The following is a 17,107-nucleotide window of genomic DNA, read 5'->3' on the forward strand; positions in this document are numbered from 1 at the left end:
AAGAAATTCAGCGAGGAGCGAACTGCGTGACCGCCGACACGTCCGTGCCTTCCAGCGCGCTGCTGTCCGGAGCAGACCGGGACGGCTCCAACTACACCGCGCGGCACCTGCTCGTCCTCGAAGGCCTCGAGGCCGTCCGCAAGCGCCCCGGCATGTATATCGGGTCCACCGACAGCCGAGGCCTGATGCACTGCCTCTGGGAGATCATCGACAATTCCGTCGACGAGGCCCTGGGCGGCTACTGCGACCACATCGAGGTCGTCCTCCACGAGGACGCCTCGGTCGAGGTCCGCGACAACGGCCGGGGCATCCCGGTCGACGTCGAGCCCAAGACCGGTCTCTCCGGGGTCGAGGTCGTCATGACCAAGCTCCACGCCGGCGGCAAGTTCGGCGGGGGCTCGTACGCGGCCTCCGGCGGTCTGCACGGCGTCGGCGCCTCCGTGGTCAACGCCCTGTCGGCCCGCCTCGACGTCGAGGTCGACCGGGGCAGCTCGACGCACGCGATCAGCTTCCGGCGCGGCGTTCCCGGCCTCTTCACCGAGCAGGGCGCCGAGAGCCCCTTCGACCCGGGGAACGGCCTGCGCAAGGTCAAGCGGATCGCCAAGGGCAAGACCGGCACCCGGGTCCGCTACTGGGCCGACCGGCAGATCTTCCTCAAGGACGCCCGCCTCAACCTGGAGACGCTCTACCAGCGCGCCCGCCAGACCGCCTTCCTCGTCCCCGGCCTGACCATCGTGGTCCGCGACGAGCGGGCCATCGACGGCGCGGGCAAGACCGAGGAGACCTTCCGCTTCGACGGGGGCATCAGCGAGTTCTGCGAGTACCTCGCCCAGGACAAGGCCGTCTGCGACGTGCTGCGCCTGACCGGCTCCGGGACCTTCAAGGAGACCGTCCCGGTCCTCGACGACCGCGGCCACATGACCCCCACCGAGGTCACCCGCGAGCTGGGCGTGGACATCGCCCTGCGCTGGGGCACGGGCTACGAGACCAACCTCAAGTCCTTCGTGAACATCATCGCCACCCCCAAGGGCGGCACCCACGTCTCCGGCTTCGAGCGCTCGGTCGCCAAGACGGTGAACGAGGTCCTGCGCTCGGCGAAGCTGCTGCGCGTGGCCGAGGACGACGTGGTCAAGGACGACGCGATGGAGGGCCTCACGGCCGTCGTGACCGTCCGGCTCGCCGAGCCGCAGTTCGAGGGTCAGACCAAGGAGGTGCTCGGCACCTCGGCCGCCACCCGCATCGTCGCCGCGGTGGTCGCCAAGGAGCTGAAGGCGTTCCTGACCTCGACCAAGCGGGACGACAAGCAGCAGGCCCGCGCCGTGATGGAGAAGATCGTCGCGGCCGCCCGGACCCGCATCGCGGCCCGCCAGCACAAGGAGGCCCAGCGCCGCAAGACCGCGCTGGAGTCCTCGTCGCTGCCGGCCAAGCTGGCCGACTGCCGCAGTGACGACGTGGACCGCAGCGAGCTCTTCATCGTCGAGGGCGACTCGGCCCTCGGTACGGCCAAGCTCGCGCGGAACTCGGAGTTCCAGGCGCTGCTGCCCATCCGGGGCAAGATCCTCAACGTCCAGAAGTCCTCCGTCTCGGACATGCTCAAGAACGCCGAGTGCGGCGCGATCATCCAGGTCATAGGAGCCGGCTCGGGCCGCACCTTCGACCTCGACGCCGCCCGCTACGGCAAGATCGTCCTGCTCGTCGACGCCGACGTCGACGGCGCCCACATCCGCTGCCTGCTGCTCACGCTCTTCCAGCGCTACATGCGGCCGATGGTGGAGGCGGGCCGGGTCTTCGCGGCCGTGCCGCCCCTGCACCGCATCGAGCTGGTCCAGCCGAAGCGCGGCCAGGACAAGTACGTCTACACGTACTCGGACAACGAACTGCGCCGCACGCTCCTGGAGTACCAGCGCAAGAACATCCGCTACAAGGACTCGATCCAGCGGTACAAGGGCCTCGGCGAGATGGACGCCGACCAGCTCGCGGAGACCACGATGGACCCCCGCTTCCGCACCCTGCGGCGGATCAACATCGGCGACCTGGACTCCGCGGAGCAGGTCTTCGACCTGCTCATGGGCAACGAGGTGGCTCCGCGCAAGGAGTTCATCACCGGCTCCGCGGCCACCCTGGACCGCTCGCGCATCGACGCCTGATCCGCACGGGTCGGCTCCGGGAGCGTCGGACGCGCCCGGAGCCGATTCCCGCGCACGGCACACCGGTGCTCTTCCCTCCATCACCTGAAGGAGTGAAGAGCACCGGGACACCAGTCCGGAATCCAGCCATTCCGCACATCCTTGTGGGCACGCGGCCAATGCGGCGGCGGACAAGGAGAGTTCGGTGGACAAGCACGACGGTCGTGATGCCGGAACGATCCGGCTGGACGACCCCTGGTACGACGCTCTGGCCGTGGGCTGGGGCGAGGGCGACGAGCCGGTCCCGGTCGGACCCGCCGCCGAGGGGCGGACCGCGCCCGACGCCTCCGACATCTACCTGGAGGTACAGCGCAGCGCCGCCTTCCAGGAGGTCCGCGCCCGGTACCGAAGGTTCGTCGTCCCCGCGACCGTCGGCTTCCTCCTGTGGTACGTCGCCTACGTGATCGCGGCGACGGCGGCGCCCGGGCTGATGTCCCGGCCCGTGTTCGGCGCCGTCAACGTGGCCCTCCTGGCCGGTCTGGGACAGTTCCTCAGCACCTTCCTGCTGACCTGGGCGTACGCCCGGCACGCGCGGTTGCGCCGGGACCGGGCCGCTCTCGACCTGCGCTGGACCGTCTTCGAGCAGGAGCGCGGCCAGGAGCGCGGTCGCCGGCGGGGTGAGGGCCGATGACCACCGAACACCGGATGCTGGCGCTGGTCCTCTTCAGCCTCTTCATCGCCGTCACCCTCGGCATCACGACGTGGGTCAGCCGCAACCGGCACGGCTCGGCCGAGGAGTTCTACGCGGGAGGGCGGCTGTTCTCCCCCATGGAGAACGGTTTCGCCATCGCCGGCGACTACATGTCCGCCGCCTCCTTCCTCGGCATCTCCGGCCTCATCGCCCTCTTCGGCTACGACGGCCTGCTGTACTCGGTCGGCTTCCTCGTCGCCTGGCTCATCGTGCTGTTCCTGGTCGCCGAACTGGTCCGCAACTGCGGGCGCTTCACCCTCGCCGACGTCGTCGCCGCCCGGATGCGGGAGCGCCCGGTGCGGATCGCCGCCGGGACCTCCTCGGTGGTGGTCTCCGTGCTGTACCTGGTCGCGCAGATGGTGGGCGCGGGCAGCCTCGTGGGGCTGCTGCTCGGGGACTCCGGCCCCGGCGCCCGGACCCTGACCGTCATCGGGGTCGGCGCGCTGATGGTCGTCTACGTGTCCTTCGGCGGGATGCGGGCCACCACCTGGATCCAGATCGTCAAGGCCGTCCTGCTGATGGGGGGCGCGGTCGCGCTGACCGTGCTGGTCCTGCTGCGCTTCCACGGGAACCTCGGCCAGCTGCTCTCCTCGGCCGCCGAACGCAGCGGGCACGGGGCCCGGTTCCTCGGTCCCGGACTGCGGTACGGCGGCGGCTGGACGGACAGGATCGACTTCATGAGCCTCGGGCTCGCCCTCGTCCTGGGCACGGCCGGGCTGCCGCACATCCTGTCGCGCTTCTACACGGTGCCGACGGCCCGGGCGGCACGCCGCTCGGTGGTGTGGGCCATCGGCCTGATCGGCGGCTTCTACCTGATGACCATCGTGCTCGGCTTCGGCGCGGCGGCGCTGGTCGGGCCGGACGAGGTGAAGGCCTCCAACGCCTCCGGGAACACCGCGGTCCCGCTGCTCGCGGCCCAACTCGGCGGCGGCGCCGGATCCACCGGTGGCGCGGTGCTCTTCGCCCTGGTCGCCGCCATCGCCTTCGCGACGATCCTCGCGGTGGTCGCCGGGATCACCCTCGCCTCCTCGGCCTCCGTCGCACACGACCTCTACGCCTCCCTCAAGCGCCGCCGCGCCCGTCAGCGCAGCGAGGTGGCCGTGGCCCGGACCGCCGCCGTCGGCATCGGGGCCGTGGCGATCGCCCTCGGGCTGCTCGCCCAGGACATGAACGTGGCCTTCCTGGTGGGGCTCGCCTTCGCGGTGGCCGCCTCGGCGAACCTGCCGGCGCTGCTGTACTCGCTGTTCTGGCGGGGATTCACCACGCGGGGGGCCGTCTGGTCGGTGTACGGGGGACTGGTTCCGGCGGTCCTGCTGGTGGTGCTCTCGCCGGTGGTCTCGGGGAGCCCCGACTCGCTCTTCCCCGGCGTGGACTTCCAGTACTTCCCGCTCCAGAACCCGGGGATCGTCTCGATCCCGCTCGGTTTCCTCGCGGGCTGGCTGGGCACCGTCACCTCCGGCGAGGAGGCCGACGAACGACGGCACGCGCAGACGGAGGTCCGCTCCCTGACCGGGGCCGGGGCGGTCTGAGCCCCACCGGACGGGGCCACCCGGGTCCGGGGCACGCCCGGGTGGCAGTGGCCCCGGGGCGTCACGTGCCGGTGGACGGGCGCCAGGCGTAGCGGTGTTCGGGGCGGCCGGTCTCCCCGTAGCGCAGGGCGAGGGTGACCCTGCCCGCCCGGTCGAGGAGCTTGAGGTAGCGCTGCGCGGTCTGGCGGCTGATGCCGGCGCGGTCGGCGACCTGCTGGGTGGACAGGGGGCCCTCGGCGGTGCGCAGGACCTGGCGGACGAGCTCGGCGGTGGTGGGGGAGTGGCCCTTGGGCAGTTCGTTCGGGGCGCCGGCGGCGGCGAGGGCGCCGAAGATGCGGTCCACCTCGTCCTGTTCGGCCTCCCCGCCGCCGGAGAGGGAGCGTCGCAGGGCGGCGTAGGCCTCCAGTTTGGCGCGCAGTCCGGCGAAGGTGAACGGTTTGACCAGGTACTGGAGGGCGCCCAGGCGCATGGCGGCCTGGACGGTGGCCAGGTCGCGGGCGGCCGTGACCATGATCACATCGGTGTGGTGGCCCTGTTGGCGCAGGCGGCGGACGAGGTCGAGTCCGTTCTCGTCGGGGAGGTAGTGGTCGAGCAGGAGCAGGTCGACGGGGCGGGTCGTGAGGAACTCCAGTGCCTCGGCCGCCGAATGGGCCTGTCCGCAGACCCGGAACCCGGGAACCTTCGCGACGTAGGCCGCGTTGATCAGGGCGACACGCACGTCGTCGTCGACGACCAATACGTGGATCGGGGTCTCGTTCACCGCAGGGCCTCCGGAAGTACGACGGAGAACTCCGCCCCTCCGTCCTCTGCCTCGCCGGCCCGGGCGCTGCCGCCCTGCCGCTCCGCGAGGCGGCGTACGAGGGCGAGGCCGAGGCCGCGCTCGCGGTGGGCCTTGGGCTGCTTGGTCGACCAACCCTCCGTGAAGATCTCCTCGCGGCGCCCGGCGGGGATGCCGGGGCCGCTGTCGCGCACGGTCACCACGGCCGTGCGGCCCTGCGCGCGGATGTCGACCTCGACCAGGGGCGAGGCCGAGCCCACGGCCGCGTCGAGGGCGTTGTCGACGAGGTTGCCGAGGATCGTCACGAGGCCGCCCGGGTCGACGAGACGATCGGGCAGCAGCGCCGCGGGAGCGAGGCGCAGGGGGACGCCGCGTTCGGCGGCGACGGTGGCCTTGCCCACCAGGAGGGCTGCCAGCAGGGGGTCCCCGACCTTCTCGGTGACCTGCTCGGCGGTGCTGCGGTGCACGCCCACGACCTCCGTCACGAAGGCGACGGCTTCCTCGTGCAGGCCCAGTTCGAGGAGGCCCAGCAGGGTGTGGAGGCGGTTGGCGTGCTCGTGGTCCTGGGCGCGCAGGGCGTCGATCAGGCCCCTCGTGGAGTCCAGCTCGCGGCCGAGGTGCTCGACCTCGGTGCGGTCGCGCAGGGTGGCGACGGCGCCGCCGTCGGCGGTGGGCATCCGGTTGGCGACCAGGACGCGCGGGCCCTGGACCGTGAGCAGGTCGCGGCCGGTGACGCGGCCGGCCAGGACGTCGCTGGTGCGGCCGGGGTCGAGGACCTCGTCCAGGGGGCGCCCGGCGAGGGTGTGCGCGGTGTCCGGGGGCAGACCCAGCAGTCGGGCGGCCTCGTCGTTGACGAGCCGGACCCGGTCGTTCCCGTCGAGGGCGATCACTCCCTCGCGGATGGAGTGGAGCATCGCCTCGCGCTCCGCGAGGAGGCTCGCGATATCGGAGAAGGCCAGGTCCCGGGTCTGCCGCTGGATCCTGCGGGAGAGCAGGTAGGCGGCGAGGGCGCCGACGGCGAGGGCTCCGCCGGCGTAGGCGAGGAGGCTGGGGATGGCGGCCAGCAGCCGGTCGCGGACGCCTTCGTAGGCGATGCCGACGGACACCGCGCCGACGATCTCCCCGTCGGGGGCGACGAGGGGGACCTTGCCGCGTGCGGAGCGGCCCAGGGTGCCCTCGTCGATCTCCATCACCTCGCGGCCGGCCAGGGCGTCGGCGGGGTCCGTGGAGACGGGCCGACCGATCCGGTCGGGGCTGGGGTGGGAGCGGCGGATGCCGTTCAGGTCCAGGACGACCACGTACTCGGCGCCGGTCGCGCGGCGCACCCGCTCGGCGGCGGCCTGGACGGGGCTGTCCGCCGTGGGGGGCGTCGTGAGGAGGTCCGCGGCCACGTTCGGGTCGGACGCCGTGCTCTGGGCGATGGCGAGCGCGCGCCGCATAGCCTGGTCGTCGAGCTGGGCGCTCAGCGGGGCCAGGAACAGCCCCGTGGCCAGCGCGAGGACCCCGGCGGCGAGGGCCAGCTGGGTGAGCAGGATCTGCGAGACGGCCCGCCGGGGCAGGCCGAGGCGCCGCGTGCTCGTGGGGAGGTACCGCATGAGCAGTAACCGTAGGTCGCGGACGGCGGCAGCGGAATGCCCGGCTTCACCCGACGTGCCGGGGAGGGGTCCGGACCCCCCGCCCACGCGCGGTCACGGCCGGGCCCTTCCCGCGGGCCGGAACGCCGTCGGGTCAGGGCAGGGGGCGGGGAGGGCGGGGGCCCACGTAGTGGCCGCTGGGGCGCATGCGCAGGGGCCGTTCCCGGTACTCCTCCAGGGCGTGCGCGATCCAGCCGGCCGACCGCGCCACCGCGAACACCGTCTCCCCGGCCTCCGCCGACATGCCGCAGGACAGCGTCAGCACCGCGAGCGCCAGGTCCACGTTGGGGTGCAGCCCGTGCCGGGCCATCACCGTCGCGACGTCGCGGGCCGCGTCCGCCGCCGGCGCGGCCCCGGGCACGGCCTCCAGGCGCGTGAACAGGGCCCGTGCCCGGGGGTCCTCGCCCCGGTAGAGCCGGTGGCCGAGTCCGGGGACGCGGCGGCCGGCGCGCAGGTACTCCGCGACCACGGGCGCGGCGCCGCCCCGTTCCAGCACCTCCGCGAGCATCCGGTGCGCGAGCCGGCCCGCCGCCCCGTGCAGGGGGCCTTCGAGGGCGCCGAGCCCGGCGGAGACCGCCGCGTACGGGTGGGCCCGGGCGGAGGCCGCGACCCGAACGGCGAGGGTGGAGGCGGCCAGGTCGTGGTCGACGAGGAGGGCCAGGGCCAGGTCGAGGGTGTCCAGGGCCTCCCGGTCCGGCTCCCGTGGGGTCAGCCGCGCCCAGAGCTCCCGGGCCAGCCGGCCGTCACCGCCCGTGCCGCCGCCGGGGCCACCGCGGGCGCCGCCGTCAGGGTCGTCGGAGGCGGGGGAGCGCACCGGCAGGGCCCCGACCAGGGTCGGGACCAGGCAGCGCGCGGAGCCCAGGACGGCGTCCTCGGACAGGTCGAAGCGCAGCGGGTCCGCCACCGCCGCCGCGGCCACGGCGACCCTGAGCCGGTCGATCGGGCCGCTGTGCGCCGGGAGGGCGGCGACCGCGCGACGGGCGGCGGCCAGGGTCTCCGGGGGCGCGGTGAACCTGGCCCCGGGCGAGGCCGTTCCCGTCCACAGCCACTCGGCGACCTCCTCGTACGCGTACCGCGCGGCGAGTTCCACGGCGTCGACGCCCCGGAAGAAGTACCGGTCGGCCTCGATGAGGGTCAGCGAGGTGCGTACGGAGAGTTCCCCGGTCGCGCCGGCGGGCGCGGCGGCCTCGCGCCGACTGCGCCGGGCCAGGGCCTCCACCTCCGCCGCGTCGAAACTGCTGCCCCGGCCGACGGGGTCGCGTTGGCTGGTGAGCTGCCCGCGGCTGACGTACGCGTACACGGTCGAGGGCTTCACCCCGAGGAGGAGGGCCGCCTCCCGGGTGGTGAGCCGTCGCGCGTCGCGCGCGCCGGACGGGGTGCCGGTGGGCGGCTGATCAGTCATGACGCACACCCTACATATATTGATTCAATCAACGTTGACAAGGATTGAGTCAAGCATGGATGGTCGATCCATGAACACCACCGCCATCACCCCCACTCCCGCCACGCCCGCCGCCCCCGTCGACGTACCCCGCGGTCTCGCGGGCGTCGTGGTCACCGAGACGGCCCTCGGCGACGTCCGGGGGCGCGAGGGCTTCTACCACTACCGCGGGTACTCGGCCGTCGACCTGGCCGCCACGCGCACCTTCGAGGACGTCTGGCACCTGATGTTCCGCGGCGCCCTGCCCGCGGACGCCGCCGAGCGCTCCGCCTTCACCGCCGAGACGACCCGGCTGCGGCACCTGCCCGCCGAGGTGCGCGAGGCGCTGCCCGCCCTGGCCCGCGCCACCGCGCGGTCCGGGCCGCTCGCCGGGCTGCGCACCGCGCTCTCCCTGCTGGGGGCCCACGCCGGCTTCCGCCCGGTGTACGACCTCACCCCGGCCGACCGCGCCGCGGACGCCCTCGCCGCCTGCGCCGCCGTACCCACCCTGCTGGCCGCCCTGTACCGGCTCGGGCGGGGGCTGGAGCCGGTCGAGCCGCGCGACGACCTCCCGTACGCCGCCAACCACCTGTGGATGCTGACCGGCACCGAGCCGGATCGGGTGCGGGCGCGCGCCGTCGAGCGGTACCTGATCTCCACCGTCGACCACGGCTTCAACGCCTCCACCTTCACCGCCCGCGTGATCGCCTCCACCGGCGCCGACGTCGCGGCCTGCCTGACCGGGGCGATCGGCGCGCTCTCCGGTCCGCTGCACGGCGGGGCGCCCAGCCGCGCGCTGGACACGCTCGACGCCATCGGCACGGCCGACCGCATCGGGCCGTGGATCCGGGAGAGGGTGCTCGCGGGGGACCGGATCATGGGCTTCGGGCACCCCGTGTACCGCACGGAGGACCCGCGCTCGCGGATGCTGAAGGAGATCGCCCTCGGGTTCGGCGGGCCCCTCGTGGAGCTCGCGGTGGAGGTGGAGCGGCAGGTCGAGGAGATCCTCGCCGAGCTCAAGCCGGGCCGGGAGCTGCACACCAACGTGGAGTTCTACGCGGGGGTGGTCATGGAGCTGTGCGGGCTGCCGCGCGAGATGTTCACCCCGACGTTCTGCGCCGCCCGCGTCGTCGGCTGGAGCGCGAACGTCCTCGAACAGGCCGCCGACACCAAGATCATCCGTCCGGCCGCGCGCTACACCGGCCCGACGCCGCCCCGATCGGTCCCCGCTCCGATCTGACTACGATCGACCGGGTGAACAGCAGGCAGCAGCAGCCCGAGCGGACCGTTCCCGTCGTCGTCCTCTCCGGCTTCCTCGGATCGGGCAAGACCACCCTCCTCAACCACCTCCTCACCCACCGGGAGGGCACCCGGGTCGGGGTGGTCGTCAACGACTTCGGGTCGATCGAGATCGACGCGATGTCGGTGGCGGGCCAGGTCGGCGACTCGATGGTCTCCCTCGGCGGGGGGTGCCTGTGCTGCGCGGTCGACGGCAGCGAGCTGGACGCCTACCTCGAGAAGCTCGCGGCGCCCGTCCACCGGATCGACGTGATCGTCATCGAGGCCAGCGGGCTCGCCGAACCGCAGGAGATGGTCCGGATGCTCGTGGCCAACGAGAACCCGACGATCCGCTACGGCGGGCTGGTCCAGGTCGTGGACGCGGCCGAGTTCGACGCGACCCGCGCCCGACACCCCGAGACCGACCGCCACCTCGCCGTCGCCGACCTGGTGGTGCTCAACAAGACCGACCGCGTGGACGCCGCCGAACGTTCCCGGATCGAGGGTGAACTCGCCCGGCTCTGCGCCCCGGGCACCCCGCTGATCGGCGCCGACCACGGACGGATCGATCCCGAGCTCCTCTTCGACCGGCGGCCCTGGACCGAGACCCGGGGCCAACTCTCCTTCGAGGACCTCCTCGCGGAAGACCGGGCGGAGCACGCCCACCCGGACGCCCACGACACGCACGACGGGCACGACGGGCACGACACGCACGCCCACGCGCTGTACGAGAGCGTCGAGTTCACCTCCGGGCAGGCCCTCTCCCCGCGCCGGTTCATCGACTTCCTCGACCGCCGCCCGGCCGGCCTCTACCGGATCAAGGGCTTCGTCTGGTTCGGCGTACCGGGCCACGAGGAGCGCTACGAGGTCCACGCGGTCGGCCGCTTCCTGCGCTTCGCCCCCGGCCCCTGGGGGCGGGGGGAGCCGCGCCGCACCCGGTTGGTCCTGATCGGCTCCGGCACGGACGGGCCGGGCCTGCTGCGCGAACTGGAGGCCTGCCGCGAGCCGGCCCCGCGCGAGCTGCCCCCGGAGAGCATGTGGGGCGTGCTGCGGTACGTGCCGAAGCCGCCGTCCGGGGCCGAGGGGGAGCCGGTGGAGCCCGGGGACGGCTCCTACGGGCGGGAGGAACCCGAGGGGTTCTGACCCGTCGGCGGAGACGTCGTCGGACGCGTCGTCGGAGGCGCCGGCGGGTGCGGGCCCGGGCGGCCTCAGGCCACGTCGACGCCGTGCTCGCGCAGCAGGTCCTCCAGCCCGCCCCGGTACCCCTTGCCGCCGACGACGAACTTCCAGTCGCCGTTCGGGCGGCGCCGGAACGAGCCGAGGACCAGGGCCGTCTCGCCCGCCCGCCCGTCGGAGACCTCCAGGCGGTCGATCTCCCGCCCGCCGGCGTCCAGCAGGCGGATCCGGGCGTCCGTGAACCCCGCGAGGTCGGCGTCCGGATCGACCTCCGGGTCGATCGCGGCCACCAGCACCAGACGGTCGGCGCGCCGCGGCAACGCGTCGAAGCCGACCTGCACGGCGGCCCTGTCGGGTGCGGAATGCGGACGGGAACGGACCGAACCGTCCGGGGTGGCGGGATTGTTGAAGAACACGAAATGGTCCTCGCTCAACACCCGGCCGCCCTCGCAGACCAGCGCGCACACGTCCAGCGCCACCGAACCGGACCAGGTCATGCCCAGCACGTTGTGGTCGGCGGGGACGGGCTCCGCGGGCGCGGGTACCGGCGCGGCCGCGAGGGGCACGGCGACCAGCGTCGGCGCGTGCGCGCGCTGGTTCGGAAGGGTCGCGGCCGAAGCCGAAGCCGAAGCCGAAGCCGAGGCGGAAGCCGAGGACGGGCCGGACGCCGGGGTTCTGCCCAGCCGTCCGCGCAGCCCGTACCGGTGCAGCAGCTCCACCAGGTCCACCCCGGGAACCAACTCCAGCGGCTTCCCGTTGGCGAAGGTGTACGACCCCGGCCCGAAGGACGAGGTGGTGACCAACACCCCCTTGTTCGCCCCCGCGTCCTGGACCGTGCCGTACAGGTCCCGTACCGCCGTCGGCGGCACGGTGTTGCGGTACCGCTTGACCTGCACCACGATCCGCCCGCCCCGGATCGGGGCCGGGTCCAGCGCCTCGACGTCCACGCCGCCGTCGCCCGACCTCCGCGTGGTCACCGCCTCCATGCCCATCGCCCGGAACAGCTCCGCCACCAGGTTCTCGAAGGCGATCGGGTCCATCGCGAAGAGGTCCGGCTCGTCCTCGCCGTCGCCCGCCTGCCCGCCGTGGCTCACGACGGCGTCCGCGCCCGCGACCTCGTCGGGCCTGCGCCCCGCCCGTACGGCCGTCGGCTGCTCCGGGCGCGCCGACAGCTGCCCGCGCAGCCCGTCGGTCAGGCAGTCCACCGCGCTGACCTGCTCCAGCCGCAGCCCCGAGAAGGCCGCCCGGGTGGCCTGCACGGTGGCCAGGACGATGCGGGCCTCCTGGCCCGTCACCGGATCGTGGTCGTCCACGAACCCGTTGACCACCACCGAGTCCAGTGCCCCGAACTCGTCCGCCGCGTACAGCTCGCGCAGCACCAGCAGCACGCACTGGGCCAACACGTCCCGGTACAGGGCACGGCGCTGCGTGGCCGGCCGGGCCGTCTCCCGGTCCTGGTCCGTGCTCGGCATGTAGCGCACGGACTTCGTCTCCGGTACCACCCCGAACCGGGGCAGCTCCCAGTCCAGGACGAGTTGGCGCGGGCCCCGGTCGTAGGCGGCCGACACCTGGCGCGGCAGGTCCCGGTGCCAGGCCGTGGAGGCGTACAGGGCCGCCGAGAAGTACTCCACCACCGCGTCCGCGTCGCCGGCGCGCAGGGCGTCCGCCAGTTCGGCGAGCCCGCTGTTGTGCCCGCGGACCTCCGCGAGCCGGTCGGCCGCCCACCGGTCGTACTGCGCGCGGTACGCCGCCAGTTGCCGCAGCCGCTCCTGCTCGGCGGCGTGTGCGGCCTGCCAGGCCCGGGTGTAGTGGTCGTGCGCCTCGCGTTCGGCCTGCGCCCGGCGGCCGGGGCCGAGCGCCCATCCGCCGCCCTGCTGCTGGAACTGGCGCAGCTGCGGCATCGGCACCGGCTGCCCGAGCGGGCCCGGGTCGAAGGGTTCGAGCCGTTCGTCCCGGACCATGGCGGCCATCCGGAACGCGGGCGCCCGACAGCCCGCCGCCAGCAGCCCCTGAAGGGCCGCCACCTCCGCGTCGAGCTCCTCGGTACGGCGCGCAGCCTCGGCGTCGCGGTACTGGCGGTAGGCGGCCTGCTGCTCCCTGCGCCCGCGGGCCAGCTCCCGCTCGTGGGCCCGCTCACGGCGTTCGGCCTCGCGCTGCTGAAGCAGCCGGGCCCGCTGCTCCTGCCGCTGGGCCTCGGCCCAGGCCCCGATCATCCCGCTCGGCCGACGACTCATCCGCTGTGCTCCCCCCACCCGCGCGTACCGGGAAAACACTAGTCGTCACGCGGGGTGCGCGACCCGCCGCCGGCGAAGACCGGCGGCGGGACGGCGTCCCACCGCGCCCACCGCGCTACAGCGCGGACCCCGCCAGGTGCTCCACCGAGGCCGGCAGAGCCGTGCCCGAGCCGTCACGGCGCGGGTCCACGGCCGGCAGCGCGGCCGGGGCGCCGCTCGCGGCGGCGGCCAGCACCGGGGCGTTCCCGGCCCAGGCCAGCACCAGGACGTCCTCGCCCTTCAGGAAGCGCTGGCAGCGCACGCCGCCCGTCGCGCGGCCCTTGCGCGGGTACTGGTCGAACGGCGTCAGCTTCCCGGAACGCACGGAGTCGTCGAGCGTCCCGTGCGAGCCCGCCACGCTGAACACCAGGGCGTCGCGCGCCGGGTCCACCGCCGAGAAGTGGATCACCTTGGAGTCGCCGGCGAGCTTGATGCCCGCCATGCCGCCCGCCGGACGGCCCTGCGGCCGCACCTGTCCGGCCGGGTAGCGCAGCAGCTGTGCGTCGTCGGTGATGAAGACGAGGTCCTCCTCGCCCGTGCGCAGCTCGACCGCGCCGACGATCCGGTCGCCCTCCTTGAGGGTGATGACCTCCAGCTCGTCCTTGTTCGCCGGGTAGTCCGGCACGACCCGCTTGACCACGCCCTGCTCGGTGCCGAGGGCCAACCCCTGAGAGGACTCGTCGAGGGAGGTCAGGCAGATCACCGTCTCGTCGGCCTCCAGCCCGGAGACGAACTCCGAGACGGGCGCCCCGCCCGCCAGGTTCGGCGCGGCGTGGGTGTCCGGCAGCTGCGGCAGGTCGATCACCGACAGCCGCAGCAGCCGGCCGTACGAGGTCACCACGCCCACGTCCGCCCGGGCCGTCGCCGCCACCTGCGAGACGATCACGTCGTGCTTCGCGCGGCCCGCGCCCTCCTCCTGCGGCAGCGGCTCGCCGTTCGCGGTGCGGGCCAGCAGGCCCGTCGAGGACAGCAGCACGCGGCACGGGTCGTCCGCGACCTCCAGCGGAACCGCCGCGATCGAGGTGCCCGCCGACTCCAGCAGCACCGTGCGGCGCGGGGTGCCGAACTTCTTCGCGACCGAGGCCAGTTCCGAGGAGACCAGCTTGCGCAGCTCACTGTCGGAGTCGAGGATGCCCGTCAGCTCGTCGATCTCGCCGGTGAGGCGGTCGCGCTCGGACTCCAGCTCGATCCGGTCGAAGCGGGTCAGTCGGCGCAGCGGCGTGTCCAGGATGTACTGGGTCTGGATCTCGCTCAGCGAGAAGCGCTCCATCAGGCGCTCCTTGGCCTGCGCGGAGTTGTCGCTGTCGCGGATGATCCGGATGACCTCGTCGATGTCGAGCAGGGCCACGAGCAGGCCCTCGACCAGGTGCAGCCGGTCGCGGCGCTTGCCCCGACGGAACTCGCTGCGCCGGCGCACGACCTCGAAGCGGTGGTCGAGGTAGACCTCCAGCAGTTCCTTGAGGCCGAGGGTCAGCGGCTGCCCGTCGACCAGCGCCACGTTGTTGATGCCGAAGGACTCCTCCATCGGCGTCAGCTTGTAGAGCTGCTCCAGGACGGCCTCCGGGTGGAAACCGTTCTTGATCTCGATGACCAGGCGCAGGCCGTGCGAGCGGTCGGTGAGGTCCTTGACGTCCGCGATGCCCTGGAGCTTCTTCGAACCGACCAGGTCCTTGATCTTCCCGATGACCTTCTCGGGGCCGACCGTGAAGGGCAGTTCGGTGACGACCAGGCCCTTGCGGCGCGGGGTCACGTCCTCGACGGCCACGGTGGCACGGATCTTGAAGGTGCCTCGACCGTTCTCGTAGGCGTCCTTGATCCCGGACAGACCGACGATGCGACCGCCGGTCGGCAGGTCGGGACCCGGGACGAAGCGCATCAGCGCCTCCAGGTCCGCCTCCGGGTGACGGATCAGGTGGCGGGCCGCCGCGATGACCTCGCCCAGGTTGTGCGGGGCCATGTTGGTGGCCATGCCCACCGCGATGCCGGAGGCGCCGTTGACGAGGAGGTTCGGGTAGGCGGCGGGCAGCGCGACGGGCTCGCGCTCCTGGCCGTCGTAGTTGGCGGTGAAGTCGACGGTGTCCTCGTCGATCGACTCCGTCATCAACGACGTGGCGTCGGCCATCCGGCACTCGGTGTAACGCATGGCGGCCGGCGGGTCGTCGTTGCCGAGCGAACCGAAGTTGCCGTGGCCGTCGACCAGGGGCAGCCGCATCGAGAAGGGCTGGGCCATGCGCACGAGGGCGTCGTAGATCGACGCGTCACCGTGCGGGTGCAGCTTGCCCATCACCTCGCCGACGACGCGCGCGCACTTCACGTAGCCGCGGTCGGGGCGCAGGCCCATCTCGTTCATCTGGTAGACGATGCGCCGGTGCACCGGCTTCATGCCGTCGCGGGCGTCGGGCAGGGCGCGGGAGTAGATCACCGAGTACGCGTACTCGAGGAAGGAGCCCTGCATTTCGTCGACGACGTCGATGTCGAGGATCTTCTCCTCGAAATCCTCCGGCGGCGGGGTCTTCGTGCTGCGGCGGGCCATCGCTGCGCGGCTCCTTAACCAAGAATCGGGGTGTACGGGGGTTCGTACGATCCGGACGGTCTGTCCGAACGGGCCGTCCGAACGGGGGCGACGCGGACCATTGTGGCCCGAGGCGCCGACAACGCCGACTCCGACCCAGGCGGGAGCCCGGGAACTTCTCCGGTGGTCGGCGCGCTTGCATACAGTGGCAGGTCGATACGAAATCTCTGCATCGCGAGCGAAGGGACCACATGCCCATGGGTCACACGGCAACGGCTCAGGCGGGCTCCGGCGGCCTGACAGCGACCGAGCACCGGCTGGCGAACGGCCTGCGCGTGGTGCTGTCCGAGGACCACCTCACCCCGGTCGCCGCCGTCTGCCTCTGGTACGACGTCGGCTCGCGCCACGAAGTCAAGGGGCGGACCGGTCTGGCTCACCTCTTCGAGCACCTGATGTTCCAGGGTTCGGCGAGCGTACCGGGCAACGGGCACTTCGAGCTCGTCCAGGGGGCCGGAGGCTCCCTCAACGGCACGACCAGCTTCGAACGCACCAACTACTTCGAGACCATGCCGGCCCACCAGCTGGAGCTCGCCCTGTGGCTGGAGGCGGACCGCATGGGTTCGCTGCTGGCCGCGCTGGACGAGGAGTCGATGGAGAACCAGCGCGACGTCGTCAAGAACGAGCGCCGGCAGCGCTACGACAACGTCCCGTACGGCACCGCCTTCGAGCGGCTCACCGCCCTCGCCTACCCCGAGGGCCACCCGTACCACCACACCCCGATCGGCTCCATGGCCGACCTGGACGCCGCGTCCCTGGAGGACGCGCGCAACTTCTTCCGTACGTACTACGCCCCCAACAACGCCGTCCTGTCGGTGGTCGGCGACATCGACCCCGAGCAGACCCTGGCCTGGGTCGAGAAGTACTTCGGCAGCATCCCCGCGCACGACGGCAAGCAGCCGCCGCGCGACGGTTCGCTGCCCGAGGTCATGGGCGGGCAGCTGCGCGAGGAGATCGTCGAGGAGGTCCCGGCGCGCGCGCTGATGGCCGCCTACCGGCTGCCGCACGACGGCACCCGCGACTGCGACGCCGCCGACGTCGCCCTGACGATCCTGGGCGGTGGCGAGTCCTCCCGCCTGCACAACCGCCTCGTGCGCCGCGACCAGAGCGCCGTCGCGGCCGGTTTCGGCATGCTGCGCCTCGCCGGCGCGCCCTCGCTGGGCTGGCTGGACGTGAAGACCTCCAGCGGCGTCGAGGTGCCCGCCATCGAGGCGGCCGTGGACGAGGAGCTCGCCCGCTTCGCCGAGGAGGGCCCCACCGCCGAGGAGATGGAGCGCGCCCAGGCACAGCTGGAGCGCGAGTGGCTGGACCGGCTGAGCACGGTGGCCGGCCGGGCCGACGAACTGTGCCGCTTCGCGGTGCTGTTCGGCGACCCGCAGCTGGCGCTGACCGCCGTCGGGCGGGTCCTGGACGTCACCGCGGAGGAGGTGCAGGCCGTGGCCGCCGCCCGACTGCGCCCCGACAACCGCGCGGTGCTCGTCTACGAGCCGGCGGCCGGATCCGCGAACGACGAGTCCGACGAGGACGAGCACGAGAACGAGGGGGCGGACCAGTGAGCGACACCGCAGCCGTG

At 73.1% G+C, this 17,107-nt stretch carries 11 protein-coding genes; 6 read left to right on the forward strand and 5 right to left on the reverse strand.

Annotated elements, in window-relative coordinates:
• Positions 1–26: 26 nt before the first annotated feature.
• From ACZ6ZI_RS11400 to ACZ6ZI_RS11410, 3 genes are all read left to right on the forward strand, one after another.
• On the forward strand, positions 27–2,147 hold the full coding sequence (locus tag ACZ6ZI_RS11400; RefSeq protein WP_469518804.1) for a DNA gyrase/topoisomerase IV subunit B: 2,121 nt from the start codon (positions 27–29) through the stop codon (positions 2,145–2,147).
• Between the two features lie 184 nt (positions 2,148–2,331).
• Positions 2,332–2,817 (forward strand): DUF485 domain-containing protein, encoded by a 486-nt coding sequence (locus ACZ6ZI_RS11405; RefSeq protein WP_469518807.1) that lies wholly within the window; start codon positions 2,332–2,334, stop codon positions 2,815–2,817.
• Positions 2,814–4,406 carry a solute symporter family protein gene (locus tag ACZ6ZI_RS11410; protein WP_469518809.1) on the forward strand — a complete coding sequence of 531 codons (1,593 nt, stop codon included), beginning with the start codon at positions 2,814–2,816 and terminating at the stop codon, positions 4,404–4,406. Before ACZ6ZI_RS11405 ends, ACZ6ZI_RS11410 begins: the two co-directional genes overlap by 4 nt.
• 61 nt (positions 4,407–4,467) lie before the next feature.
• On the opposite strand, the gene ACZ6ZI_RS11415 is transcribed toward ACZ6ZI_RS11410, so the two are convergent.
• From ACZ6ZI_RS11415 to ACZ6ZI_RS11425, 3 genes are all read right to left on the reverse strand, one after another.
• The gene (locus ACZ6ZI_RS11415; protein WP_469518810.1) at positions 4,468–5,166 is read right to left on the reverse strand and encodes a DUF7342 family protein; all 699 of its coding nucleotides are present in this window, start codon (positions 5,164–5,166) and stop codon (positions 4,468–4,470) included.
• Positions 5,163–6,779 carry an ATP-binding protein gene (locus tag ACZ6ZI_RS11420; RefSeq protein ID WP_469518812.1) on the reverse strand — a complete coding sequence of 539 codons (1,617 nt, stop codon included), beginning with the start codon at positions 6,777–6,779 and terminating at the stop codon, positions 5,163–5,165. The genes ACZ6ZI_RS11415 and ACZ6ZI_RS11420 overlap by 4 nt, the downstream gene beginning before the upstream one ends.
• A 133-nt stretch (positions 6,780–6,912) precedes the next feature.
• Positions 6,913–8,220 (reverse strand): citrate synthase, encoded by a 1,308-nt coding sequence (locus ACZ6ZI_RS11425; RefSeq protein WP_469518813.1) that lies wholly within the window; start codon positions 8,218–8,220, stop codon positions 6,913–6,915.
• A gap of 70 nt (positions 8,221–8,290) precedes the next feature.
• Between ACZ6ZI_RS11425 and ACZ6ZI_RS11430 the strand changes: the two genes are divergently transcribed.
• Both ACZ6ZI_RS11430 and ACZ6ZI_RS11435 read left to right on the forward strand, forming a co-directional pair.
• Complete coding sequence (locus ACZ6ZI_RS11430) at positions 8,291–9,478, forward strand: citrate synthase (protein WP_469518815.1); 1,188 nt, start codon at positions 8,291–8,293, stop codon at positions 9,476–9,478.
• Between the two features lie 14 nt (positions 9,479–9,492).
• On the forward strand, positions 9,493–10,659 hold the full coding sequence (locus tag ACZ6ZI_RS11435; RefSeq protein WP_469518817.1) for a CobW family GTP-binding protein: 1,167 nt from the start codon (positions 9,493–9,495) through the stop codon (positions 10,657–10,659).
• Between the two features lie 65 nt (positions 10,660–10,724).
• On the opposite strand, the gene ACZ6ZI_RS11440 is transcribed toward ACZ6ZI_RS11435, so the two are convergent.
• Positions 10,725–12,926 (reverse strand): restriction endonuclease, encoded by a 2,202-nt coding sequence (locus tag ACZ6ZI_RS11440; RefSeq protein WP_469518820.1) that lies wholly within the window; start codon positions 12,924–12,926, stop codon positions 10,725–10,727.
• Between the two features lie 115 nt (positions 12,927–13,041).
• A complete protein-coding gene (locus ACZ6ZI_RS11445) occupies positions 13,042–15,498 on the reverse strand; it encodes a DNA gyrase/topoisomerase IV subunit A (protein WP_469518822.1) in 2,457 nt (818 codons plus the stop codon).
• A 236-nt stretch (positions 15,499–15,734) separates the two neighbouring features.
• Here ACZ6ZI_RS11445 and ACZ6ZI_RS11450 point away from each other — a divergent pair, with 236 nt between their 5' ends.
• The gene (locus ACZ6ZI_RS11450; protein WP_363052574.1) at positions 15,735–17,090 is read left to right on the forward strand and encodes a M16 family metallopeptidase; all 1,356 of its coding nucleotides are present in this window, start codon (positions 15,735–15,737) and stop codon (positions 17,088–17,090) included.
• Positions 17,091–17,107: the final 17 nt, after the last annotated feature.

It is taken from the genome of Streptomyces sp. NPDC103540 (genome assembly GCF_055584445.1).

Coding starts and splice junctions, on each gene's coding strand:
- ACZ6ZI_RS11430 (WP_469518815.1), top strand. CDS start 8,291: ATGAACACCACCGCCATCACCCCCACTCCCGCCACGCCCGCCGCCCCC.
- ACZ6ZI_RS11445 (WP_469518822.1), bottom strand. CDS start 15,498: ATGGCCCGCCGCAGCACGAAGACCCCGCCGCCGGAGGATTTCGAGGAG.
- ACZ6ZI_RS11425 (WP_469518813.1), bottom strand. CDS start 8,220: ATGACTGATCAGCCGCCCACCGGCACCCCGTCCGGCGCGCGCGACGCG.
- ACZ6ZI_RS11450 (WP_363052574.1), top strand. CDS start 15,735: ATGGGTCACACGGCAACGGCTCAGGCGGGCTCCGGCGGCCTGACAGCG.
- ACZ6ZI_RS11410 (WP_469518809.1), top strand. CDS start 2,814: ATGACCACCGAACACCGGATGCTGGCGCTGGTCCTCTTCAGCCTCTTC.
- ACZ6ZI_RS11440 (WP_469518820.1), bottom strand. CDS start 12,926: ATGAGTCGTCGGCCGAGCGGGATGATCGGGGCCTGGGCCGAGGCCCAG.
- ACZ6ZI_RS11420 (WP_469518812.1), bottom strand. CDS start 6,779: ATGCGGTACCTCCCCACGAGCACGCGGCGCCTCGGCCTGCCCCGGCGG.